The sequence below is a fragment of the Lysobacter sp. Root690 genome, assembly GCF_001427785.1.
Classification (GTDB): Bacteria; Pseudomonadota; Gammaproteobacteria; order Xanthomonadales; family Xanthomonadaceae; genus Lysobacter.
Window position 1 is genome coordinate 660496 of the sequence record NZ_LMHM01000013.1, and the last position, 24834, is coordinate 685329.

The 24834-nt window shown below is 65.3% G+C and carries 15 protein-coding genes; 8 read left to right on the plus strand and 7 right to left on the minus strand.

What is annotated here, in order from left to right:
• Positions 1-26 precede the first annotated feature (26 nt).
• The 4 genes from ASD86_RS14880 to ASD86_RS14895 all read left to right on the plus strand — a co-directional run bounded on the left by ASD86_RS14880 (position 27) and on the right by ASD86_RS14895 (position 6504).
• Positions 27-1307, plus strand: a complete 1281-nt coding sequence (locus tag ASD86_RS14880; RefSeq protein ID WP_157476656.1) for a hypothetical protein — start codon at positions 27-29, stop codon at positions 1305-1307.
• A gap of 277 nt (positions 1308-1584) precedes the next feature.
• Positions 1585-2331, plus strand: coding sequence for a hypothetical protein (locus ASD86_RS14885; protein WP_157476658.1), 747 nt, complete (start codon positions 1585-1587; stop codon positions 2329-2331).
• A 549-nt stretch (positions 2332-2880) separates the two neighbouring features.
• Positions 2881-5163 (plus strand): CocE/NonD family hydrolase, encoded by a 2283-nt coding sequence (locus ASD86_RS14890; protein WP_162253670.1) that lies wholly within the window; start codon positions 2881-2883, stop codon positions 5161-5163.
• 129 nt (positions 5164-5292) lie between these two features.
• Entirely contained in the window at positions 5293-6504 is a 1212-nt protein-coding gene (locus tag ASD86_RS14895) for a right-handed parallel beta-helix repeat-containing protein (RefSeq protein ID WP_056111901.1), read from the plus strand.
• A gap of 100 nt (positions 6505-6604) precedes the next feature.
• Here the strand turns inward: ASD86_RS14895 and pgaD are convergent, their stop codons facing one another.
• From pgaD to pgaA, 4 genes are all read right to left on the minus strand, one after another.
• On the minus strand, positions 6605-7819 hold the full coding sequence (gene pgaD, locus ASD86_RS26010; protein ID WP_082578364.1) for a poly-beta-1,6-N-acetyl-D-glucosamine biosynthesis protein PgaD: 1215 nt from the start codon (positions 7817-7819) through the stop codon (positions 6605-6607).
• Entirely contained in the window at positions 7816-9075 is a 1260-nt protein-coding gene (pgaC, locus tag ASD86_RS14905; protein WP_056111904.1) for a poly-beta-1,6-N-acetyl-D-glucosamine synthase, read from the minus strand. The genes pgaD and pgaC overlap by 4 nt, the downstream gene beginning before the upstream one ends.
• A gap of 48 nt (positions 9076-9123) precedes the next feature.
• The gene (pgaB, locus tag ASD86_RS14910; RefSeq protein ID WP_235567782.1) at positions 9124-10968 is read right to left on the minus strand and encodes a poly-beta-1,6-N-acetyl-D-glucosamine N-deacetylase PgaB; all 1845 of its coding nucleotides are present in this window, start codon (positions 10966-10968) and stop codon (positions 9124-9126) included.
• A gap of 116 nt (positions 10969-11084) precedes the next feature.
• Complete coding sequence (gene pgaA, locus ASD86_RS14915; RefSeq protein WP_162253671.1) at positions 11085-13175, minus strand: poly-beta-1,6 N-acetyl-D-glucosamine export porin PgaA; 2091 nt, start codon at positions 13173-13175, stop codon at positions 11085-11087.
• Positions 13176-13486: 311 nt separating this feature from the next.
• Here pgaA and ASD86_RS14920 point away from each other — a divergent pair, with 311 nt between their 5' ends.
• Both ASD86_RS14920 and ASD86_RS14925 read left to right on the plus strand, forming a co-directional pair.
• On the plus strand, positions 13487-16945 hold the full coding sequence (locus ASD86_RS14920; RefSeq protein WP_235567766.1) for a GH92 family glycosyl hydrolase: 3459 nt from the start codon (positions 13487-13489) through the stop codon (positions 16943-16945).
• Between the two features lie 451 nt (positions 16946-17396).
• Entirely contained in the window at positions 17397-19727 is a 2331-nt protein-coding gene (locus tag ASD86_RS14925) for a hypothetical protein (protein WP_056111910.1), read from the plus strand.
• Here ASD86_RS14925 and ASD86_RS14930 read toward each other — a convergent pair.
• Positions 19724-21067 (minus strand): MFS transporter, encoded by a 1344-nt coding sequence (locus ASD86_RS14930; protein ID WP_056111913.1) that lies wholly within the window; start codon positions 21065-21067, stop codon positions 19724-19726. The two genes, ASD86_RS14925 and ASD86_RS14930, sit on opposite strands and share 4 nt — an antisense overlap.
• Positions 21068-21095: 28 nt before the next feature.
• Entirely contained in the window at positions 21096-21824 is a 729-nt protein-coding gene (locus ASD86_RS14935; RefSeq protein ID WP_056111916.1) for a methyltransferase domain-containing protein, read from the minus strand.
• 399 nt (positions 21825-22223) lie between these two features.
• Here ASD86_RS14935 and ASD86_RS14940 point away from each other — a divergent pair, with 399 nt between their 5' ends.
• Entirely contained in the window at positions 22224-23414 is a 1191-nt protein-coding gene (locus ASD86_RS14940) for a glycosyltransferase family 2 protein (protein ID WP_056111919.1), read from the plus strand.
• 8 nt (positions 23415-23422) lie between these two features.
• A complete protein-coding gene (locus tag ASD86_RS14945) occupies positions 23423-24088 on the plus strand; it encodes a polysaccharide deacetylase family protein (protein ID WP_056111922.1) in 666 nt (221 codons plus the stop codon).
• Between the two features lie 25 nt (positions 24089-24113).
• Here the strand turns inward: ASD86_RS14945 and ASD86_RS14950 are convergent, their stop codons facing one another.
• Entirely contained in the window at positions 24114-24428 is a 315-nt protein-coding gene (locus ASD86_RS14950; RefSeq protein ID WP_157476663.1) for a hypothetical protein, read from the minus strand.
• Positions 24429-24834: the final 406 nt, after the last annotated feature.

The window sequence follows — 24834 nt, forward strand, 5'->3', positions numbered from 1 at the left end:
TTCAAGGATTCGCGCGGATAACGATCATGTCGAACAGGATTTCACATCAGCTCGCTTTCGCGCCTGTACTGGCGCTGGTGTTCTTTTGCGCGACATTCCACCCGGCTTGCGCGCAGGTCTCCGATACGCGGGGCGTCGCGACATCCACCGGCGCGATTGCGGCCACCACGGAAAATGCAAACTCGGGCAATTCCGCGCCGGCGCCGATAGCGATCCCGAAAGTGACCGGCGTCGACGAAATCATCGAACTCAACGATATCGCCAGGGTCACGGTGGCGAACTTGAAAGAGTGGTCGGCCACCAACGACCCGGCCAAGCTCGTTCCTTTCATCGACGGAAGGGCGATTCGCGGCAACTACCCGGAGGAAGTCCACCCGCGTAACGGCCGTCTTTTTTTCCATCTGAAGATCAAGCCCGAGAACACCGAACTGTGGACGGATCTGCTCGGCGCGCCGGGGAGCATCCAACGGCCGGTCAGATTCAGCGTCGGACTGGAGGATCGTTCGCCGTTCGAAACCATCTACGACGAACGCAATCCGATCCAGATGGTCATCATCTCTCCCGTGTACGGCGTGATCGCGGCGATCGTTGCTTTGCTCACTCTGGTGCTGTTCGTCCGGCTGGCGCGCAAGACCAGCATCATTCGCGACCCGGGCTCCGATCCGGCCTGCGGACGGGCCAAGGCCTACAACCTGGGCCGCACCCAGATGGCGTTCTGGTTCTTTCTTATCTACGTCTCTTACCTGGTGATCTGGCTGGTCACCGACCGGCTCGACACGATCACCGCATCGCTGCTCGGACTGATGGGGATCAGCGCCGGCACGGCGTTGAGCGAAGCGTTGATCGATTCCGGCAAGAGCACTGCTCGCCTGGAACAGCGACGCGGGCTGTGGGCGGAACGACAAGCGCTGGAGCAGACCGTCGCCGACTTGCAATCCAGGCGCGCCGCGCTGGACTTGGGAGCCCCGGGGTCGCCCGACGACCTGGCCCATCGCGACAACCTCGACAAGCAGATTCAACAGGCGCGAATGCGGATCGCCCAGACCGAGCAGCAGTTGTCATCGCTGGAGTCGACGAAATCGGCGCGGGCGACACGCGGATTTCTTCGCGACGTGATGGCCGATCGCCATGGCTACTCCTTCCATCGCTTCCAGATTTTCGCCTGGACGATCGTGCTTGGAATCATGTTCATGTCGTCGGTCTACAACAACCTGAGCATGCCGGAATTCAGCGCCACGCTGTTGGGACTGATGGGCTTGAGTTCCGGTACCTATATCGGATTCAAGTTTCCCGAGAAGCAGGAATAGCGATCGGGCCATGGCGGGCGCGAGCCCTAGCCGAAGCAGGGGGTTGGATTCCAGCTGTCGGTCGAGTAACCGCCAGTTTCCCGATCTATTCGAGCGGCAACATCCGTTCCGATTTCACATCGGCGCGGTCGCGACGTTTAACAAAAGAGCGGCTCAAGCCAGGAGGGAGTGAGGCTGCCGCCACGTCGACGTGCGATTGATCGCACGGATCCAAGCCTGACGAAGCGTCGCATCGGGGCCGCGGCGCGATCAGGCGCGCCAGGCATGTAGTGCCGGCATGACCGCGAACAGAACCGAACAGATCACGCCGGTGCGCGGCGCCTCTTGTGCGCCGCGCGCTCATATACCACGAAGGAGACATGCAATGGGATGGGAAAACGTTTATCCGAGCAACGCCAAGGGAAAGACTCCGTTGCGGAATTTCAGCATCAAGGCCCTGGTATACGACAACCTCAAGCGGGTCCAGGACATTCCCGCCGACCAGTGGACGGCGCAGATCAACACGTCGGTTCAGCAGACCCTGCAACAGCCCTACATGAACAACATGCAGAAGTGCGCCAAGTGCGTCGCTCTGGTCTGGGGTGTGTACGGTCAGATGCATGCGCAAAGGGAGTCGATGGGGGAACTGGTCAAAGCGATGACCGCCTTCGTTCCGACTTCGGGCCCCGCCAGCGTCGGCGATTTGATCTCGATGGCGGCGGAAGTCGCCAAGGATTACATCGGAAGCTACCGCAATGCGGTCAACTCACAGATCCAGGCCCGCGCGTTGTCGCAGGAGCAGTTGGCCATTCTGGGAATGTTGAATCCCGCGGCGTGGAAGCAAGACGAAACCCTCGCGCAGTGGGCGGAGCAGTTGCTGGATATCGGCGAGTACGGAATACGGTTCGTGCAGTCGGGTGATAACGCAGGCAGCATCGATCAGGTCAATGTCGACGCGATGGAGGAATACATCCGCGTCGTGCGTCCGATGCTTTATCTGTATCGCCAGAAGTACGGCACGCTCAAGTTGACGTCCGTGGTGTAACGCGGGTCCAGGCACAAGCGTCATTCGAAGGCTCATCAGCTCAGTGAGAGTGCCGCCAAGCACGGCGTCTTCTCGAAAGATCGGACGGGATTGACATAGTAGTAAGCAGCGCCGGGCCACGGAAGGCCCGGTCTGTTAACTGCGAGAGCTATCCCGCATCCAGCCGCGGCGATAGTTGCCGGCTTGCGGCGAGCGCCGACACTCGATCCGCTTGACTTCGGCCTGTTGCGTTCGGGATTACGTTCCAGCGCGGGCCGACCGTTTCCGGCCACCTGAGGGCCCGATACTCGCTTGAAATCGTGGAGCAGCGGTCACGTCCGCGCCGCACTCGATATGCCGGCCTCAGGACGAGTCCGTGCGTCCGCGAGTTGTCGCTTGCCCGATGTCGCACCGTTCGCGGGCGGTTTCGCTCCGGTTATCGCCGGCTCCGTCGCATCGGCCCCTCCCGAATACTCCGACCCGCAAGTTAGTATCGCGGCCATGCGACCATTTGCCCCGTTCGCTCATCCATGGCAATACGGCCGCCCTTCGCGGCCCGGGGAGAAAGGGATGCTTCGCGCTGTCGCGGTTTGTCTTGTAGTGCTGTCGTTGCTGTCCGGCCCGGCGTTCGCCGCCTCGGACTATCCGTTCCCCGCCACCGCGATCGACGACCGCGCCGAGCTGGATCGGGCCATGCCCAAGCTCGCCGGGCAGGTTCTGGCCGATTACACCGATGCCGATCGGGTTCGCTACCTGGGCAATGCCGCGCGCTTGCAGATCGTCGCCGGGCAGTACCCGCAGGCGCTGGCGTCGATCGAGGAACTGCGCCGGCTATCGCCGCTCGGCGGGCCGCCGCAGCAGCGCGCGACGATGGCGCAGTACGAGATCTACGCCGCCAGCAAGCAACTGCAGGCGCGCGAGCGGATCGATTTCGACCCGGCGTTCCGGCGTAGTTTCGAGGCGGCGTTCGGGTCGATGGACGATCGCGCCGCGGCCATCGCGATACGCGGGTTCGGCGGCGATCAGTTCGACCTGGCCTCGGAGCAGCAGGCGGTGGACGCCGCGCTGTCGGCGCAGAAGGACAAGCCGCGGATCGATCAGGCGGCCGCGCTGGCGCTGGTTCGCCTGTACTTGATCGCCACGGCCTATCGCGAGTTCAAGGCGCAGGCCGCCGACCTGCTGGCGGCCGACGATGCGCGGCGTTATCAGATCCAGCGCGATGTCGCGGTGCGCACGCCCGAGGGCGCGACCGTGTGCGCGCTGATCGTGCGCCAGCGTGCCGCGCCGGCCAAGCTGCCCACGCTGCTCAACTTCACCATCTACGCCAATCCGGCGACGATGCTCAACGAAGCGCGGCGCAGCGCGTCGAACGGCTATGCGGGCGTGACCGGGCTCAGTCGCGGCAAGGGCTGCAGCCCCGATACGCCGGTGCCGTACGAGCACGACGGCACCGATGCGGCGGCGTTGATCGACTGGATCGCGGCGCAGGACTGGAGCGACGGGCGGGTCGGCATGTTCGGCGGCAGCTACGAGGGCTTTACCCAATGGGCCACGGCCAAGCACCGGCCGAAGGCGCTCAAGGCGATGATGCCGTCGGTGACCGGCGCGCCGGGGATCGACGTGCCGATGGAAGGCGGCATCTTCTACGGCTTTCAGCATTACTGGCCGTTCTATGTCGCCAACAACAAGACCTTGGACAACGCGCCGTATGAAGACAACTCGCGTTGGCGGCGGATGTTCCGGCAGTGGTATGTGGAAGGCGGCGCCTACCGCGAGCGCGACAAGATCGACGGAACCACCAACGTGCTGTATCGGCGCTGGTTGGATCATCCCGACTACGACGCTTATTGGCAGAGCATGATCCCGTATGGCCAGGAGTACGGCGCGATCGATATTCCGGTGTTGACCACCACCGGGTATTTCGACGGCGCCCAGATCGGCGCGCTGCATCATCTGCGCGAGCATTACCGCTATCGACCCAAGGCCGAGCATTACCTGGTGGTCGGCCCCTACGATCATTTCAGCGGCCAGCGCGGCACCGTGGTGGCCGGCAACAGCGTGCGCGGTTATACCGTCGATCCGGTCGCGCACATCGACATCGGCCAGTTGCGCTACCAGTGGTTCGATTACGTGTTCAAGGGCGCGCCCAAGCCGGCGTTGCTGAAGGATCGGATCAACTACGAAGTGATGGGCGCCAATGTCTGGAAGCACGCGCCGTCGCTGGCGGCGATGGGGCCGCGCCGGTTGCGCCTGCATTTCGGCGCGGCGCGCGAGAACGGCACTTGGACGCTGAGCGAGAAGGCGGACAAGAACGTGGCGCCGATCGTGCAGACCTTGAATCTGGCCGAGCGTGGCGATGTCGATCGGATCAGTCCGGGCGGCAATGCGGTCGACACGGCCATCGACACGGTCGGCAGCGTGGTGTTGGTCAGCGAGCCGTTCGCGCAGGCGGTCGAATACAGCGGTTTGTTCGGCGGGCATCTGGAGCTCAAGACCAACAAGCGCGATCTCGACCTGCATGTCGATCTGTACGAACTCACCGCGAAAGGCGAGTACGTCGAGTTGGCGCGCTATCAGTCGCGGCTGAGTTACCAAGGGCATCGCGAGTATCGCCGCCTGCTCACGCCGGGCCGGCGCGAGCGTTTCGATTTCAGCGCTGGACGACTGGGCAGCCGTCAGTTCCAGCCCGGCAGCCGGGTGGTGGCGCTGCTGTGGCCGGGCAAGTCGCCGCAGGACCAGATCAATTACGGCAGCGGCAAGGATGTCAGCGATGAGACGCTGGCGGATGCGGGAGAGCCGTTGCGGATCGAGTGGTTGGGTGCGAGTTGGCTGGAGGTGCCGCTAGCGGAGTAGAGGTTGGATCGCACGGTCGCGAGACCCCGCGGCTTGACATGGAACGTCTCATTCTCTGAGGCATGCAGGGCGCAAAGTCGTGCATGTCGATTCCGTCGACGGCAATGACGCCCAACAGGAGAGTGAGCAATGACCACGAATCTATTCGCCGAGTCCGATTCCGCGGGCTCGGCGCAGCAAAGCCTGAGCCTGGACGGCGACGGCGTGTCCGTTTCCGTGCTGGATTTTATTCCCGTGGCGCTTCATGCCGGCATTCGCGCGGCCACCAATACGACCCCATTGCGGGACTACATCGAGGACGCCATCGCCTCGCGTGCCGGCGATGTGTCGATGGAACTGGTGTTCCCGCCGGGCAGCTACTACCTCGGCGCCAACCCGATCCGCGTCAACCGCAGCAATATCGGTATTGTCGGTCGTTCCGCCGGCCTATCTTCGGATTCGGCCACCGCGAACCACATCGAGATCGGCGACGGCGTCACTGCGCGGGCGAACATCAACGTGCGCGGACTGACGTTCGAGAAAACGGTGATCTCCACCGGCGGCTATGCGGTCAGCATGAATCTGGTGACCAACGCCAGGGTCGAGCGCTGCGTCTTCTACGGCAACAACAAGCTCTACGGCGGAGTGAAGTGCCACCGCACCATTCGCGTCAAGATCATCAACAACGACGGCGAAAATTTCGCGCCTAACGGCAAGGGCGTGCTCTGGACCGGTACCGCGGCCAGTCACAGCATCGATCTGCATGTCCGCGACAACGAGTTCTATACCATCCCGTCCGGCATCGGCCTGGATGTTCAGGACTATTGCGAAGGCTTGTATTGCCGCCAGAACACGTTCTTCGCTTGCGGCGCGGCCGGCGTTTCCATTGCCGGCGCGTCCGAGGCGTCGACGTTGCTGTCGTACAAGATCGATCTCAACGATCTGGATTCCTGCGGGTTCGGCATCTACAGCAACTACGCCGACAATATGTCCATCGGCGTCAACTGGTTCTCGGCCAATACCTCGGCCAGCATCCGCCTCGACAGCGGGTGCGCCGGAGTGGTGGTGACCGGCAATCAGATTTATGGCAACGGCCACGTCGGCATCCAATGCGAGGCGGACGACGTGAACATCGTCGGCAACCTGATCACCGCATGCACGGACGGCGTGGTACTGGGCGCGGCCTGTGTCGGGGCCACGCTCAGCGGCAACAGCATCAACGGCAACGTGGGGTATGGCGTGAATCTGTTGTCCAATCCGAACAGCGTCAGCGTGGTGGGCAATGCTGTGCGGTCGAATATCATCGCCAATATCAGTGGTGGGGGTAGTAACTTGAATGTGGTTAGCAATCTGACCGCTTGAAATAAAATGGGGCGAAATCATCGCCCCCTCTTTTCGCGGCATTTGGTGAAGCCATGGCGGATTTCGGCTTCTTCGGGTGGTCTGGTGGTTGGATTTATGTTCAGTCCCGTGGCTTGAACTCCACCGGCACGATCACCACCGCCGCGATCGCCTTGCCGTTGCGCACCGCCGGCGCGAAACGCCAGGTGCGCACGGTGTTGATCGCGGCGCGGTCGAGATCGCGATGGCCGCTGCGCTTGAGCAGATCGACCTTGAGCGCGCGTCCGGCGGCTGATACCTGTACCTTCAATTTCACCAGGCCGCCTTCACGATGACGCTGGGCTTCCAGCGGGTACGGCGGTTTCGGGCTGAATCCGGGCAGCGGGCGCGGTTTGGCGTTGGTGGCAAGGGGCTTGGCGTTCGCGCGGGTTTTCGTGCGTGAGCGCTCGGTCTCGGCGTTGATGCGCTCGGCTTCGGCTTTTTCCACCGCCGCGGCGATTGCCCTGGCGAGCTTGATCGGTTCGTCGGACAGGCGCGCCACCATCGCTTGCGTCTGTTCGGCGAGTTGTTCGGCACTCAACGCGGGCCGATCCATGCCGGGCGTCCCTTCGACGCTGCGCATCGGCGCGCTGCTCTCGATCTGCCGGTACGCCTGCGACACCAGCAACAGCACGCCGACCACCAGCGCGATCGTGGCCAACGCCAGCACCACCATCCAGCCGTTGCCGGGAGCGGCCTGACGGGTGAAGCGCGGCATCGGCGCGGTCGGCGGAAACGGTTGCGCGGGCAGGGTCGGCGTCACCGCGGTGACCGACAGCGGCACCGCGTGGTTCGGGTCCATGTGCAGCACGCTGACGCGGCCGGCGTTGAGCGCCTGCGCGACCTGCGCATCGGCGCCGAGCCCGCGCGCGACTTCATCCAGGCCGACTTCGCGTTGTTGCCCGCGCCGCTCACTGCTCTTGGCGGCGAAGCGCCAGCGGTTGTACTCGGCCCAGATCAGCAGCAGCGCGACCACCACGCCGGCGGTGGCGGGCAGGGCGAGCATCAGGAACGGATCGACCTCGTGCTTGCGCAGGTACAACTCGGAGGCGACGCTGCGGATGCCGAGCAACCACATCAGCAAGGTCACCACCGGCGTCCACAGATACAGATACGCCAGCCAGAACGCGCCGGTGATCACGCCCCACATCGTGCGCGGCAACGCGCGCTGCGCGCCGGGTTTCTGGATCAGGCGCGAGTCGTGCTTGTGCGCGTTCGGATTGATCTTGACCGGGCGGCCGGAGCCGGTGCCGCCTGCGGCATTGCGAATATCCGTATTCATCTGGTCGGTACTCATCTGATGCCCCGATCCGGGCTGACCCAGGTCGCGCGGGTACCGCGGCGCTTGAGCAGCGCCTTGGGCACGGCGGTCACCGTGGTCGCGAAGCTCAACAACCAGTACGCCATCGGGTACCAGATCATCCAGTAGTAGTTGCGACCGACCCCGGTTTCGTAGCGGCGGTCGATGATGATGCTGGCGGCGAACTGCAGCAGGCAGATCAGCGCCAGGATCACGCCGTGCCACGACGGCAACAAGGTGGTCACGCGCAACTGCAGCGGCAGTTCGACGAACAGGCCGATCGCCCACAACGCGATGATCAAGGCCATGGTGTAAGCCCAGATCACGCTAAACACATACTCGGCCAGCACCGCCCACATGCGGCGCTTGCGCCACGAGAACAGATCGCGGGTGTGGCGCATCAGCACTTCGACGCCGCCCTGAGCCCAGCGCAAACGCTGCTTCCACAGGCCCTTGAGGGTTTCGGGCATGAGGATGAAGCACATCGCGTTGGGTTCGTAGCGGATGTCCCAATGATCCATCTGCAGGCGCCAGCTGATGTCGATGTCCTCGGTGACCATGCTGTCGGACCAGTAACCGATCCGGTGCAGGGCGCTACGTCTGAAAGCGCAGATCACCCCGGACACGGTGAAGATGCGGCCGTACACGCGCTGTGCGCGCTTGATCATGCCGATGATCGAGGAGAACTCGCCGACCTGCAGACGCCCCAGCAAGGTCGAGCGATTGCGGATGCGCGGATTGCCGGTGACCGCGCCGACCCGCGCGCCCTGGCACAGGTGCCAGACCATCCAGTGGGTCGCGTACTCGTCGAGCAACGCGTCGCCGTCAATGCAGACCAAATACTCCGAACGCGCGGCGAGCGCGCCCATGCGCATCGCATTGGCCTTGCCGAGGTTGCGGTCCAGATGGACCACGCGCAGTTGCGGATGTTGGGCGGCGAGACGGTTGAGCTTGTCGCCGGTGTCGTCGCGGCTGCCGTCGTTGATCGCGATCACTTCGAATTGCGGATAGCGCTGGGCCAGCGCGGCGGCAATGGTTTCGTGGACGTGGTCGCCTTCGTTATGACACGGGATCAGGATCGACACGAACGGTGCGTCGTCCATCGCCGGCGGCGTGGTCCGCGGCAGCGAACCGCGTTCGCGGCGGAAGTAGTAGTACAACCCTCCGGAAATCCAGAAGAACGACATCACGATCGGATAGAAGAACGCGAACTGGAACAGCAAGGCGAGCAGCGGACTAGCGGCTTGATTCATGACGGTCTCGGGACGATCGTTCCGATGCGCTGGGCGGCGGGTTGCCGCTCAGCGCTCGAGGTAAGGGAAGCCGCGCGCGGACATGATTTCGCGCGCGTCGCGGGTCGAGGGCTGATCGTCGATGAAGTTGTCCGGGTACCAGGCCAGGTGGCGCGCGCCGTCGGCCTGCAGGCGATGCGCCATGGCCTTCAGACGCGCGGCGGGAATAGGGCATGTCGAGCGGCTCTGCCGGTCAGGCTTGTCGCACTGACGCCAATCGACCGTCTGCAATTCGAAGATCGTGCGCGCCAGGCCGCGCGGCGACTTTTTGACCTGCGCGACCAGATGATCCATCCACGCCTGCGGATCGCGACTGTTCTCCATCCACGGCATCGCCATCACCGCGGTGTAGTCGTAGGCGCGGTTGAACGCGGCCAGGTCCTGGGCGAACCAGGCCTCGCTCTTGGAATCGAGCACCGGCGCGGCGAACAGGTTGCGCACGGTGATCAGCTTCGGCCGCCACTTGCCGGCGGCGCGCGCGAGTTCCTGGGTGAAGTCGATCAGCGCGGCGGTGCGCGCGGCCGGATCGGCCGGCGCCTGTCCGCGCAGTTCGTCGTCGCGCAGCAAGGCGTCATCGTGGAACAGCAGGCCTTCGGTGTAGCCGCTGATCGCGAGGTCTTCGTAGATGTCGGCGACGATGCGGCGGGTGTCGGGCGCGAACGGATTGAGGCGGAAGGTTTCCTTCGGATTGCTGGCCTTGATCGCCAGACGCTCGCGCAGGGCCGCGTCGGGCAGTTCGTAGCCGAGCACTGGCAACCACGCGAACACCTTGACGTGGGCGCGGGTCTTGAGCTGCCAGGCGACGCGGTTGTACAGGTCGGCGCGCATCGGCATGTGCCGGTTCGGGAAGTACAGCGCGTCGGCCGAGCCGTTGCCGTCGGGATCGGCGAAGGCCTGCAGGAAGATGTGGCTCGGGCCGATCTGCTTGACCCGCTCGATCAGCTTGTCGAGATTGCGCGCCTGCTGGGCCGGATCGGCGTCGTAGACGTAGTCCAGATCGATCTGCAGCGCGCGCACGCCGTCGAGTTCTTCATCGTGGCGCAGCTCATAGGCCAGATCGTTGACGGTCGGGTTGTCGAACATCAGCAGACGCGCCAACCCGTGCAGGTCGGCGCCGATCTTCTGGTGGCGGCCTTCCAGATCGAAGGTCACGGTCATGCCGAGCTGATCGGCGATCGCGTTGGTCTGGCTGTTGTAGGCCGCGTACGGCCACACCACCGATTGCGGCGCGACGCCGAGTTCGCGCTTGATCTTGGCCGCGCTGTCGGTGAGGTCCTTGCGCACCCGCGCCAGGTACTGCGCTTCGGTTTCGTAACGCTGCGATTGCGTGTTCCATTCGCGGGTGATCGCCGCGGGCATGGTGTTGCCCTGCGGGTTGGAGGTCACGCCGCGGTGCAGGTTGTCGCTGTGCGAGGCGATCTCGATCAGGCCCGAGGCCTGCATTTCGCGCAACTGATCCCAGGTGACGAAATCGTCGTGGGTGAACATGCGCGGGCCGTAGTCGACCTGCTGCTCGCGCGGCAGATCGACCCAGCCGGTCACCACCGCCATCAACGCCGGATAACGGTACGCGCGCAGCAGCGGGAACACGTGGGTGTAGATGCTGCGCAGGCCGTCGTCGAAGGTCAGCAGCACGGCTTTTGGCGGCAGCGGCTTGCCGCCGCGCGAGGCGGCGATGACCTCGCTGAGCGGCACCGGGCGATAACCGTGGCCGGACAGCCAGTCCAGGTGCGCGGCGAAGTTCTGGGTGCTGACCGCGTAGGCGTCGGGGTCGCCCTTGCGCGCGACGTCGTCGCGGATGTCGTGGTAGCTCAGCACGAGCAGTTCGCCGTTGCCTACCTCGACGCGGGTCATGTCCGGCGCTTGCGCGGCGGTGTTCGCATCCGCGGCCCAGGCCGAACCCACGCTCGCCATCGCCAGCATCAACACCACAATCATCCAGCGCCGCATCGCGCCGCCCATCGAACCGCTCATTGCTCACCCCAACGGAAAGTCATATCGAAGCCCAGCCGGTCCTCGCGCACGCCGTCGTAGACGGGGCGCGACCAGTTGATGCCGTAGTCGAGCGTGCGGCCGGTGGCGAAACGCCATTCGTGTTCGTAACGCAGCTGCGGCACCCAGTAGCTGCCGTAGCCTTGTTGCCGGTACGGGCCGGCCTGCACGGTCAGGCGCTGGCGGAAGTGGCGCTCGTAGCGGCGCCAGGCCAGGTGATCGATGCGCAGGCCCAGGTTCAAGGACGCGTCGCGGCTGGGATTGAAGTAGGGCACTTCGGCGTCGCGGCGGCTGGCGCGGCTGGTCGCCAGATCGGCCAGGCCGTCGATCAACAGATGCGGCTGGGTGTACAGACGCTGCGCGCCGCTCAAGCCGAATGCGGTGCGGGTGTTGTCGTCGCTGTAGCGCAGTTGCTGCGCGCTGGCGCTAAGCGAGGTGCGTTCGCTCGGCGTGTAGCGTAGGCCCAGGCTGAAGGCATCGGCGTCGATGCCGGCGCGGCGCGCCTGCAACGAAGCTTCGGGCGTGCCGCGATACCACGACGCAGTGCCGCGCCACAGATCGTTGAAACGCCAGCCGGCATCGAGGTAATAGCCCGTGCGGTCGCTGCTGTTGAGCCAGCGATCGTTGGCGCGATCGACGCCGAAACCGGCGGTCAGGCGATCGTAGGCATACAGGCCGCCGACGCCGCTGCGACGGTCGTGGACGCGATCGGTGCCGAGATCGCCGTCGGGGTAATCGGCCCAGGCGTCGCGCGCATGCGCGGTCAGGCGCCAGCGGTCGTGGATCAGCGGGCTCATGATTTCGAAACGGTGCTCGGCATCGCGCGAACCCAGCGGCGAGGCGGTCGCGCCGCTGCCGTGCGCGTCGCTGCGGCCGCCGGCGGTGCCGATCAGCCATTGCCAGCCCAGGCGCCGGTCCCAGGATTCGGCCATCTGTTTGACCTGCACGTCGCGCGCGCGATTGGCCAGCAACTCGTCGTGGATCGGACGCGCGAGATCGACCCGATCGTGTTCCAGATACGCGCCGATCTGGCCGATGCGCGCGCCGACGTTGGTCGGCTCCAGGGTGTTGGCCATCTGGAAACGTTCCAGCGCGCGATCGATCCAGCCGCGCTTTTGATACGTCACGCCCAGATCGCTCTGCAGGCCGGCGTTGTTCGGTCCGATCGCGGCCATTTCCTCCAGGCGCCGCTGCGCGCCGACCGTGTCTTCGCCGTACAGGCGGATCATGGTCTGGTGGCTGTCGGCGTCGTAGTGCCGCCAGTTCTCGTGGCTTTCCTTGGCGCCCTTGACCCGCACGAACGCCGGCTCGGCGGCCTTGATCTTGTCCAGTTGCGCGTAAGCGTCGTCGAAGCGTTCGCTTTCGGAATAGGCGTAGGCCAGCTGCAGCTGCGAGTCGTTGTCCTCGGGCCACTCGCGCACGACGTGCTCGAGCACGCTCGCGGCTTCCTCGGGATGCTTGTCGGCGAGCAGCGATGCGCCGACCTTGGCCAATGCGTACATCGGCAGTTGCACGTTCTCGGCCTGCAGCGCGCGATAGCGCTGCACGACTTCGGCGTGGCGCTCGAGATGGTTGAGCATCACCAGTTCGTCGAACCGCGTGCGCAGTTCGGCCTGCTGCTGCGCCGGGGTCTGGTTGGCGCGGTGTTGTTCGAGGATGCCGCGGGCGTCGCGCATCTCGGTCAGGCGCTGCGCTTCGTTCTCCGGAAACAGGGTGCCCCACAGCACCCGGCGCGCCAGGCGGTCCGAGCTCAGGCGCTGGCGTTCGGCATCGCTGAACAGCGCCGGCCGCGCCTCGGCGAGGGCCCAGGCGCGCTCGGCGCCGCCCAGGTCGGCCAGGGTGAGCACTTGCAGCCGGTACAGTTGCTCGTCGTCCGGACGCTGTATTTGTGCACGTTCGATGCGCGCAAGCGCGGCCAGCCACTGCCGGTCGGAGCGCAGGCGCTCGATTTCGGGCAGGGGGTTGGAGGCGGTTTCGTGACGCGTAACGGCAAAAGCTGACGTAACAGGACAAGTTGCGGCTGCGGTCGCCAAGGCGATAGAGAGGGCAAGACGATGCTGTATCGGCATGGGCAACCGAGATCCGTGTGGCGGGGGAGGTTTCAGAGGGTGAAGCAGTTCCGAATGAAATGTGATTTGCATCACATTGCGAGGTATTGACGCAAAAGCTGTGCCAAAGCTCTGTGAATACGGCGCGGATCGCGTGTCACAAGTGCTTGTCTGAATTGGTTTTTTTGCAGAGTGAAGCGGTCATCAGATGCTGCGTCGCGGTTTGACAAGCTCGATTTAGATCGATTCAAATCGAGGTCAAGGGGCGGTGGTAACGTTTTCAGTGCCACGGCGAATCACGGGCGAGATCGCCCGCGTGAACGGGAGCGGGCATGTCGGCAAACAGCAGCAATCGCCGGGGCGGCAAGGCGGGTAACGGCGCCTGGATTTCGGCTCTGGCCGGTTTGATCGGCGTGTGTATGGCCCAGGGCGCGGTCGCCAAGCCAGCGCGGACCTTCTGGACCTCGTTCGAAACGGCCGATCCGCCGCTCGCGCTGGGCCCGGCCGACAGCCCGCGCTTGAGCGCCGACGGCGGCCCGCCCGCGGCCGCGGCCTTGACCGCCAAGCCCGAGGTCGGTTTCAGCGGGCTGCGTTCGCTGCGTTATGAAGGCATCGGCGGCGGCGAACAGCAGGCGCAGGTGTTCAATGTCGATATCGCGGTCGGCAAGGACAGTGAACTGTCTTACAAGGTGTTCCCGCTGTCGGCCGCCAATCAGCCGGTCGTGCCCGGACAGCCCGCGGTGTCGCCGCTCGACAATCTGCGCAACGCCTCGACCTATGTCGCGATCGATCTGCTGTTCGACGACGGCAGCCGCCTGTCGCAGCGCGCGCCGCTGGATCGTCATGGCTTCGCCTTGACCGCGCGCGGCCAGGGCCAGGCGCGGCTGCTGTATCCGGATCAATGGAACGCGGTTACCAGCCGCATCGGCGAGGTCGCGGCCGGGCGGCGCATCCGCCAGATCCTGGTCGTGCACGACGGCGATCGCGGCCTGGCCTATCGCGGTTATCTCGACGATCTGCGCATCGGCCCGGCGAGCATCGCGCCGGTGTCGGACGCGCAGGCCGCGCAGCATCCCAGCGACTACGTCGACACCCGTCGCGGCAGCAATTCCAACAGCCGTTATTCGCGCGGCAATACCTTTCCCGCGGTCGCGTTGCCGCACGGTTTCAATTTCTGGACGCCGACCACCAACGCCGGTTCCCACTGGATCTACCAGTACCAGGAGCGCAACGGCGACGACAACCGGCCGCGCATCGAAGCCTTCGCGCTGTCGCACGAACCCAGCCCGTGGATGGGCGACCGCCAAAGTTTCCACATCCTGCCGGCGCTCGGTGCCGGCGCGGTCGAACTCGATCGCGGCAAGCGCGCGCTGAGCTTCGGCCACGATCAGGAAACCGCGCGCCCGGATTACTACAAGGTGCGGTTCGACAACGGCCTGATCGCCGAACTGACCCCGACCGACCACGCCGCGATCCTGCGTTTCACCTATCCCGATGCGCAGGCGCGATTGCTGTTCGACCAGCGCGACGAACACGGCGACATCGTCCCGCATGCGGACGGTCGCGGCCTGAGCGGCTGGACCGAAAGCAAGAGCAAGCTGTCGACCGGCGCGAGCCGGCTGTATCTGTACGCGCGTTTCGATCAGCCCGCGCGCGACGGCAAGCGCGAGGCGCCGAGCGCCGGCCGTGATCGCGTCTCGGCCTGGTTCGATTTCGATCTGGCGCAGGCGCGAGAGCGCCAAGTCAGCCTGCGCATCGCGACCTCGCTGATTTCGGTCGAGCAGGCGCAGCGCAATCTCGAACTGGAAATCGCCGCCGACGACAATTTCGACACGGTGCGCGAACGCGCGCGCGCGGCCTGGGACGCGAAGCTCGGCATCGTCCGCATCGACGGTGCGCCGGAACACGAGCGCGCGACCTTATATTCGAATCTGTATCGATTGTTCCTGTACCCCAACAGCGGTTACGAGAACACCGGCAGCGCGCAAAGCCCGCGGTATCAGTACGCCAGCCCGTTCTCGCCCGCGGCCGGCGCGAGCAGCGGCGAACGCACCGGCGCGGCGATCGTCGACGGCAAGGTCTACGTCAACAACGGTTTCTGGGACACCTACCGCAGCGCGTGGCCGGCCTACGTGCTGCTCACGCCGAGCGCGGCCGGCGAGATGATCGACGGCTTCGTCCAGCAGTACCGCGACGGCGGCTGGATCGCGCGCTGGTCTTCGCCGGGCTATGCCGACCTGATGGTGGGCACCAGTTCCGACGTCGCCTTCGCCGATGCCTGGCTCAAGGGCGTGCGCAATTTCGATGTGCGTTCGTTCTATCAATCGGCGATCCGCAACGCGTCCAGCGTCAGCACGGTGCCGGGCGCGGGACGCAAGGGCATCGAACGCGCGATCTTCAGCGGTTATGCCGACAGCACGGTCGACGAAGGCCTGTCGTGGTCGATGGACGGCTACATCAACGATTTCGCGATCGGCCGGCTGGCTTCGGCCTTGTCGCGCGAACCGGCCGGGGACGATCCGTACCGCGAGCATTACGCCGACGACGCGGTGTACTACCGCAATCGCGCGCTGGGCTACGTCAATCTGTTCAATCCGGCCGTGGGCTTCTTCGTCGGTCGCCATCGCGATGGCCGCTGGCGCTACACCGCGAGCGAATTCGACCCGACCCGCTGGGGCGGCGACTACACCGAGACCAATGCCTGGAACATGGCCTTCCACGCGCCGCAGGACGGCGCCGGTCTGGCCGCGCTGTACGGCGGCCGCACTGCGCTGGGCAACAAGCTCGATCAGTTCTTCGCCACGCCGGGCACGTTCGAGGTCGGCAGCTACGGCGGGGTGATCCACGAAATGATCGAGGCGCGCGACGTGCGGATGGGTCAGTACGGCCACAGCAATCAGCCCTCGCACCATATTCCGTATATGTACGCCGCGGCCGGGCAGCCGTGGCGGATCCAGGAAAAGGTGCGCGACATTCTCGATCGCCTGTACGTCGGCGGCGAGATCGGCCAAGGCTATCCGGGCGACGAGGACAACGGCGAAATGTCGGCGTGGTGGTTGTTCAGCGCGGCTGGGTTCTATCCCTTGCGCATGGGCTCGCCCGAGTACGTGATCGGCGCGCCGCGCTTCGAGCACATGAGCATCCGCCTGGAAAACGGCAAGGAACTGCGGATCAACGCGCCCAAGGTGAGCGAGCGCAATCGCTATGTGCAGTCGCTGAAGGTCAACGGCCAGCCCTGGGACCGGTTGAGTCTGCCGCACGAATTGTTGGCGCAGGGCGCGGTGCTGGATTTCCGCATGGGCCCATCGCCGTCGAACTGGGCCAGCACGCCGCAGGCGCTGCCCGAATCGCTGAGCGCCGACGGCGAAACGCCGGCGCCGCTACGCGATCTGAGCCGGCGCGACAATGCGACCGTGGCCGGGCTCAACGCCAAGCAGGCGGCGGGCCTGTTCGACAACGACGCGACCACCGCGGTGCGGCTCAATGCGCCGATGCCGTTGTTGAGCTGGAATTTCAAGACCGCCGCCACGGTGCGCGTGTACACGTTGACCTCGTCGAACAAGCGTGGCGATCCGCAGGCCTGGGCCTTGCAAGGTTCCAATGACGGCGCGCAATGGGTGACGCTGGAGGAGCGCCGCGATGAGGCGTTTGCGTGGCGTCGACAGACCCGCGCGTTCGCGATACGCGAACCGGCGGCGTATGCGCGGTATCGATTGCGCCTGGTCAACGATGGCGAGGGACAGGGCGGAATCGAGTTGGCCGAGGTGGAGTTGTTGGGCGAAGCGAACTGATTCGGGTTTCCACTTGAGCGCGTCGTAATCTCGGGCTGGCCCTGTAGGAGCGGCGCGAGCCGCGACCGCGGCAATGCGACTACGGTGTGGGTTTCGTCGCAGACGTGATTTCGCGGTCGCGACTCGCGTCGCTCCTACAGGACGCATCGTGTTTTGGGGCTCGCGTGATGCGTCGTCGTGAATCGACGGGCGACAACGCAGCGCCGTCGGTCGGAAAGCCGCGCAAGATGAACCGCGATCGGCATGCGCGCTCACTCCCGCTGTGACGCGCCGAACGCTTTTACGAAAACCTCATGCCGATGTCGCAAATCGCTCCGGCCGCTCGCGCGAATCGTTCCCGTTGTGTCCCGGTATCGCCCCCGAATCGTCCTCGGAACCCGCTTCCGCGCGCGTTAGCTTCGGCGATGCAGTCGACCCATCCACGCAGAACGATTCTGCAAAGAGGCTCACCATGGAACTGGAAAGCAAAGGATCTGGCGTTGCGGCATTGAGGCGCTGCGCCGCGGTGCTGGTATCGGGCTTGTTGCTCGCCGCGCCGATGGCGCAGGCGCAGAACTACGAGGGCTACTACGGTAATACCGAGTGGCGCGATATCGGCGAAGACGTGAAGACGGTGAAGTATTGCCCACGCAACGGTTCGATCGCCGTGGGCACGCGTCGCAACGGCGATACCGATCAAGTGCTGGTGACGCGCGTTGCCGACAACGGTGAGACCGACATCCCGGGCATCGACACTTGGCAACGCGCTTACAACATCGGCGGCGGCAAGCACTCCGCCGGCTACGGCATCATCGAACTCACCGGCGGCGCGGGTTTCGCCGTCACCGGCAGCCTGCGCACCGATCAGGGCAGCTATGCCTTCGTGATGCGCCTGGATTGCAAGGGCAATCCGGTGTGGACCACCTTGCTCGACAACCGCGAGCCGGCCAACCGCGCCACCGGTTACGACCTGATCCAGAGCGGATCGGTGATGCCCAGCCGGGCCGCGCCGGCCGGCGACATCGTCATGGTCGGCGAGGAAATCCAGAACGGCCGCACCGTCGGCCGCATCGCGCGCGTCGACCTGACCGGCAACGTGGTCTGGGACCATCAATACGACGGCCACGAATGGCCGTCGCTGCAGTTCCGCGCGGTCACCGAAAACCTCGCCAATACCGGTGCCTGGACCGATCTGGTGATCGCCGGCACCGCCACCTCGGCCAATGGCGTGCGCAACGCGCTGATGTTCCGCGCCACCGGCGCCGGCGCGCCGGTGTGCAGCACGACCTTGGGCGATGAAAAGGATCATCGCGATTTCCACGGGCTGACTCCGCTGCTCGGGCGCAACTTCATGGGCGAGACCGTGCTGGTCGGCGCGGCGACGGGCTTCAGCGAAGGCGCGCCGTCGCAGCCGTACCTGGTGCGTTACTCGCGCGCGAGTTGCAGTCCGAAAGTGCAGGCGGTCTGGAACGATCGCGAGAAGCTCAGCTTCACCGCCTATGACGTGGTCGAGGCGGCGACATTGGACGGCCTCAACGGCGCGCTCGCGGTCGCCGGCACCATCGGCGCCAGCCAGGGCTTCGTGCTCGCCGCCGATCCGGCGACGCTGCGCGAATACGGCGCGCTGACCCAGCGCCGCTACGGCGACAACTTCCGCGAAAGCCTGTATGCGATCGACCGTAAGGCCGACCGCTTCATCATGGCCGGCACCACCGGCGCCGATTGGGCCGGCGAGGGCGATCCGCAGGATCTGTATCTGGTGCAGGTGGATTCGGCGCTGCATACGCAGTGCGCGGACCTGTGGCATCCGCAAGCGGTCAACGTCGAACTGCCGCCCAAGGACCTGTGGCCGGAGTACCAGCGGGTCGACAAGTTCTTCGCCACCCAGACGCCGCCCGTCGACGCCAGCAAGTGGGGCTATGCCTGCGAACTCGATCCGCCGGAAGGCTGTCCGGGCGTGATCGACAACGGCACGGTCATGCTCGGCGTGCATCCGACCGCGTACTTGAACATCGAATGCCCGGCGATTCCGATGTCCAGCGGCCTGTACGGCACCACCCTGGTCGGCCTGCGTTTCCTGCCCACCAACGGCGAAGCCTCCGCGCCGGGCGCGCCCTGCGAGGGCTGGGGCGTTGCCAATGCCGACCCGGTCGCGCCGATCAGCGGGCATACCTCGCGCTGCAACGGCACGGTCAACATGGTGGTGAATTCGTTCACCACGCCGAGCTCGCCGCCGATCGACACGGCCAATTCGGTGGTCACCGTCGCCAACACCTTCCGGGTCACGCACCGGTTCACGCCCGCGCCGCAAACGCCGTATCTGTATCGCGTGGATGTGTCGATCCAGAACGTCAGCAGCAAGGCGATCAAGGATCTGCGCTATACCCGCGGCATCGACTACGACGTACCACCGAATACTTTCTCCGAGTACATCACCCTGGCCGGCAGCTCGCCCTTGCTGTTCGCATGGAACACCAACGGTTTCACCTCGCTCGACCCGTTGGCGATCCATCCCAGCAGCGGCGCGGTCACCGACAGCGGCCCCAGCGACCGCGGCTCGCACATGGACTTCAAGCTGGGTTCGCTGGCGGTGGGGGCGACCCGTTCGTTCGTGACCTACTACGGCGCGGCGCCGACCGAGCGCGATGCGCTTAACGCATTGGGCCTGGTGAACGCGGGCTTGTATTCGCTCGGCGAGGCGAACTGGGACGGCATCAGTCCGTGGACCGCGCCATTGCCGGGCATCGACGGACGCGACAACGGCCGGCCGGGTACCTTCATGTACGGCTTGCAGACGCGTTAATCGTCGATCGTCATCGATGAGGGCATAGGACCGCGCAGGCCATCGGCCTGCGCGGTTCGCGTATCGGTTCGATAGCGCCGCAACCACAGGTGGATCGCGCCGATCAGCGCCGCGGCCACGATCAACACGGCCAGCCACTTCGCGGCATGCATCCGGCCTTCGCGTTCGATCAGCCAGCCGGCGATCACCGTCGCCAGCGGCATCGCGCCCATCGTCGCCGCCGAAAACCAGGTCATCTCGCGGCCCATGCGGCTTGCGTCGGCGTTGCGTTGCAGCCACGACAGCGATTGGATGCCGTAGAAATTGGACGCGCCCGCGAGCAGGCAGAACGCGAGCAGAGTCGCCGCGAGGTTCGCGTTCCAGGCCAGCAGGCCGTAGGCGAGGGCGGCCAGGCTCCAGCAGGCGAGGATCTTGCGCAGCACGCTGTGCATCGCCGCGCCGACGCTCGAAGCCAGGCCAGCGGCGATCGCGATGCCGACGAACTGGCCGGCGTAGATCAGGAAATAGCGCGGGTCCTGGCGTTCGACCAGCAACACCGGCAACAGGATCTGCACCGGTCCGAATACCAGTACGGTGCTGATCAACAGGTACAGGTAATAGCTGCGCGGAATCTGCGTGGCTTTGATGAAATCGCTGTCGCTTGCGACCTTTTCGACCGGCGCCTCGCGGCGACGCACAGGCCCGCGCCGCCGCACCGCAGCGATCAGCAGCAACGACACCGCGACGCTGGCGGTGTCGATCGCGAACGCGAGCGCCAGCCCATGGTCGCCGCTGGACGCGAGGATCAGGCTGCCGGCGAGCATCGGCAAGGCCATCGTCGCCAGACTGGAGGCGACCGCGAACACCGCATTGCCCGCGGCCAACAGGCCCTTGCGGATGTAAAGACCGAACGCCGCACGGCCGGCCGGATAGGCCACCGCCCATACCAGGCCGCCGATCAGCGCGAGCAGGTAGATCAGCTCGATGCTGATCCAGCCGAACCAGGTGGTGATCGCGAGCGCGGCATTGATCGCGACGTACAGCGCGCGACACCACCACAGCACCCGCGCCGGATCGACGCGGTCGAGCGCGCCGCGAAAGAAGAACAGCAGCAACAGGCTCGGCAGCGCTTCGATCGCCGCGGTCAGACCGAGGTCGAGCGCGCTGCCGGTCAGGCGCATCACCAGGAACGGCAGTGCGATCAAGGTGAAGCTCGCACCAAAGGTGGTGATCAGATTGTCGAGCAGCAGCCACCCGAAGCGTCGATCGCGCAGGCCGATACGGCCGATCCGCAGCAGCGTGTGCAGTCTCGCGGACACAACCGTGCGCGAGGCGCTCAGCACGGTAACCGGCAGCGACACGCGTGACTCTTCGCAGCGCCCTGGAAAATCAGGATCGCGCGGCCGCCGCGGCGCCCTGCGCGCGCCGCAGGAAGAACAATTCGTCCTGGCGTTCGACCGCCAGACCATAGGCGCTGGCGATCGCGCGCAGCTTGCCCGCGTCCAGACGCCACACCGGCTCGACGTCGTCCACGCCGATGTCGAGCGTCCATTGCATGCCCAGCCAGTGGGTCAGCACGAAGCCGTCGGGCTTGAGCAGCCGCACCAGGGTTTCGAAATAACGCTCCACATGGCGCTGGCAGCAGCCGAAACTCGCCAGGTTGTTGTCGAGGATGACGTCGAAACTCGCCGTTTCGAATTGTTCGGCGAAGGTCTGGCTGTGTTTGTTCAATAGATGGACGCGGTAATCCTGAAGGTTCAAGGCGTTGCCGTGTTGCCATTCGTTGCGCGCCACGGTGACCGACTCGATCCGCCGCGCGCTGCCGGCGAGCAGGCGCGCGACCGAGGAATTGCCGGTGCCCACGTGCAGGATGTCGCGGCCGCTCAGATCGGTCGAGGCCAACCACCGGTTGATCGCGGCCTGATCGTCGGTCGGCTCGCATTCGGAATAGTCCAGCACCGGCCAGGTCGCATGCCGGTCGGCGGCCTCGTGGGTGTCCACCCGCGGCTCGTGGCCGCAATCGATGCGCGCCGCGCCGATATCGAAGCGTGGCCGGAACGAGAGCGAGGCGGAATGGGCTGCGGCGCTGGCCGCGGTAGCGGTCGCGGAATCGTTCATGGGGGAGGGCATCCAGGGCGTGGCGCGGGAAAGAGTCGAACGCGATCGTGCGTGTTCGATTCTTCAACGATCGTCGAGCAAGTGTCGAGCGATGCGACGCATGACGATCGCGGAACTGCTTGGCGTCGTCACAGAATAAATCCGTCCCGGCTTTCATTCTTTCTTGCGAAAACGCGGCTATGCATCGTGTTTCGTCGTTCAACGGTTTCGCAAGCAACCTTATCCAAGCAAACGTTCCACCCGTTCTCTCCCCCAACGAAGCACCTGGCGTGCGGGCCCGCGTGATGCGCGGCGACCCGTATCGACGCGTCCGGTCTGCCAATCAGACCCAGCGATTCGCGGCAACGCATCGGCTTGCGCCGGGCGTGCGCGTGTCGCGCTGCCGGATGCGCGTCCCTCATGCTGAGCCAGTTCGTCCTGACCCTGGTCGTCGGTTTTTCGACCCTCGTATTGCTGTGCTGCCTGCTGTTTCTCGCCGGCTGGGCCTTCTATCGCATGCTGCGGCGGCCTTCGTCGCCGACCCTCGCCGACTATCCTTTCGTCTCGATCCTGGTGCCGTTCTACAACGAGCCCGAAGCTTCGTTTCGTACCACGCTGGAGGCGATCGAAGGCAGCGACTATCCCGGCCGCATCGAAGTGCTGCTGGTCGACGACGGTTCGACCAACACCACCGCAGCGAGCGTGGTCGAATGGCTGGCGCAGCCGCGGCGTAAGCACTACCGCCTGCTGTCGATCGAGCGCAACGGCGGCGCCAAGGGTTTGGCGCTGGATGCGGCATTGCCGTGGCTGGCGGCCGATTCCGACGTGGTCACGGTGATCGACAGCGACACGGTGATCGCGCCGTGCGCGCTGCGGCGCGCGGTCGAGGCGCTGTATTCCTCGCCGCGCCACGCCGCCGCTTGCGGGCTGATCGTTCCGGCAGGTCGTCACGATTCGTGGCTGCATCGTCTGCAGTTCTACGAGCATGTCGGCGCGCTGGCGGCGATCCGCTACGTGCAGAGCAAGATCGGCGTGGTCAACGTGGTCGCCGGTGCGTTCTCCTTGCATCGCACGTCGGTGATCCGCGAACTCGGCGGCTGGGGCGAATGGCTGGTCGAGGACATCGCCTGGACCTGGCGCGCGCTCGCCCACGGCTATTCGATCGCCTACGCGCCCGACGCGGTCGCCTACACGATCTGTCCGACCACCTTGACCGGGCTGTTTCGGCAACGGCGCCGCTGGGCGCGCGGGCGACTGGAGTCGTTCCGCGTCGCCTGGCGCATCTCCTGGCCGCGCACGATGAAGATGCTGCCGTGGTGGCTGCTGTGGGCGCAGTCGGCCTTGGTGCCGACCTTGCTGCTACTGATCGCCGGCGCGTTGCTTTATCGCAGCCACGCCTTGCTCGGCGTGGCCGCGCTGAACTGGTTGCTGATGGCGACGCTCAACTTCATCGCCGTGCTGCATGCGCGGATCCGTCTGCAACTGGGGCCGCTGGATCTGGTGTTGGTATCGATCTGCAACACCGTGATCGACGTGCTGCTGTTGCCGGCGAATGTGATCGGCCTGCTCGACGAATTGCGCGGACAGCGCAAGACCTGGATGACGCGCTGAGGACGGGTATGGACTGGCACCGATTCCTGCAAACCAAGTCGCAGGCATACCTAGGCCGCGGCGAAACCGGTCGGCGCGCGCTGGCGTTGACCTTCGACGATGGTCCGGGTCAGGCGACGCCGGCGCTGCTCGAGTTGCTGCGCGAGTTGGAGGTCAGCGCCAGTTTCTTCTGCACCGGCGAAGCGGCGCGCGCGCATCCGCGATTGATCGAACGCATGCAGCGCGAAGGCCATGAGATCGGCAATCACTCGCTCACCCATGCCGACGCTCGCGGATTCGCCGCGCAGGACTGGTTGGCGCGCGAAGTGCTTCCGGCGACGGTCGCCTTGCGCGAGGCGGGACTGGCGCAGGCGCCAAACCTGTTTCGTCCCGCCTATGGCGAGATCGACGAAGCCCAGTTTGAGGCGCTGGCGGACGAAGGCTACGCCGTGGTCGGTTGGTCGGTCGATCCGCGCGATTGGCTGGAGCCGCAGGCGCCCGGCTATGTGTCCTGCGTGGTCGAGTCGGTGCTGGCGCGCATCCACCCGGGCGCGATCGTGTTGCTGCACGACGGCGACGACGAACAGGGCCGGGCGCGCGACGGCATCGTCGAGATCGTGCGCCGTCTGGTGCCGGCGTTGCGCGGGCAGGGCTACGAGTTCGTCACCGCGGGGCGGTTTCTTCGCGCCGACTAAGGTTCAAGCCGCGGCGCAGTGTTGGTCACAATTGCTCGAAGTAGCGCTGATAGCAGATCCAGGCGGACGCGGCCGCCGCCACAAACGGCAGGCTCAGCGCCTTGAGTTCCCACGGCCGGCGCAACGCGTGGTCGGTCCAGTACAAGAGCGCGCAGTGCAGACCGTACAGCACGACCACGACGACGCTTGCTGCGGGGAAGTAGTGGCCGACGATATGGGGCATATACAAATCGTAGGTCGACGACAGGAAGATGCTTTCCAGCGCGCAGAAACAGGCCATCGCCAGATTCAGCCGGAACATCAGCCGTGAGCTTGCCGGGTCGTGCCACATTGCGTTCATCGCGACCTTCTTGTTGTGACGATGCAGCGAACGGCTTTGCGGGATCAATCCTTGCGCACGCAGGCCTTGCAGGCTTGCGCATAGACCCGGGTCAACCCGCGTTTGAGTTCCGCCTGCGCTTGCGCGACTTCGGCGGTCCGTAGCTGCTGCGCGCTCAAGGGCGCTTCCGGGGCTTCGTGTCGAGGCCGCCGCGGTCCGGTGTGGGACGGATCGTGCTTGGGCAATTCCTGGAAAGAGGCCGGTCGCCGTGTCATGCGCCTGTCCATCTGGGAGCTAAGGCGAATCTAGCACCGCGCGTGGATCGACCCAAAATGCATGGCTTGCGCTTGGCTGGCGGCAACTTTGCCCGAATCGGCGGGTTTGCCGATTCATCGCCGGAAGCGGCGAGTACCCGGCGGATGAGTCG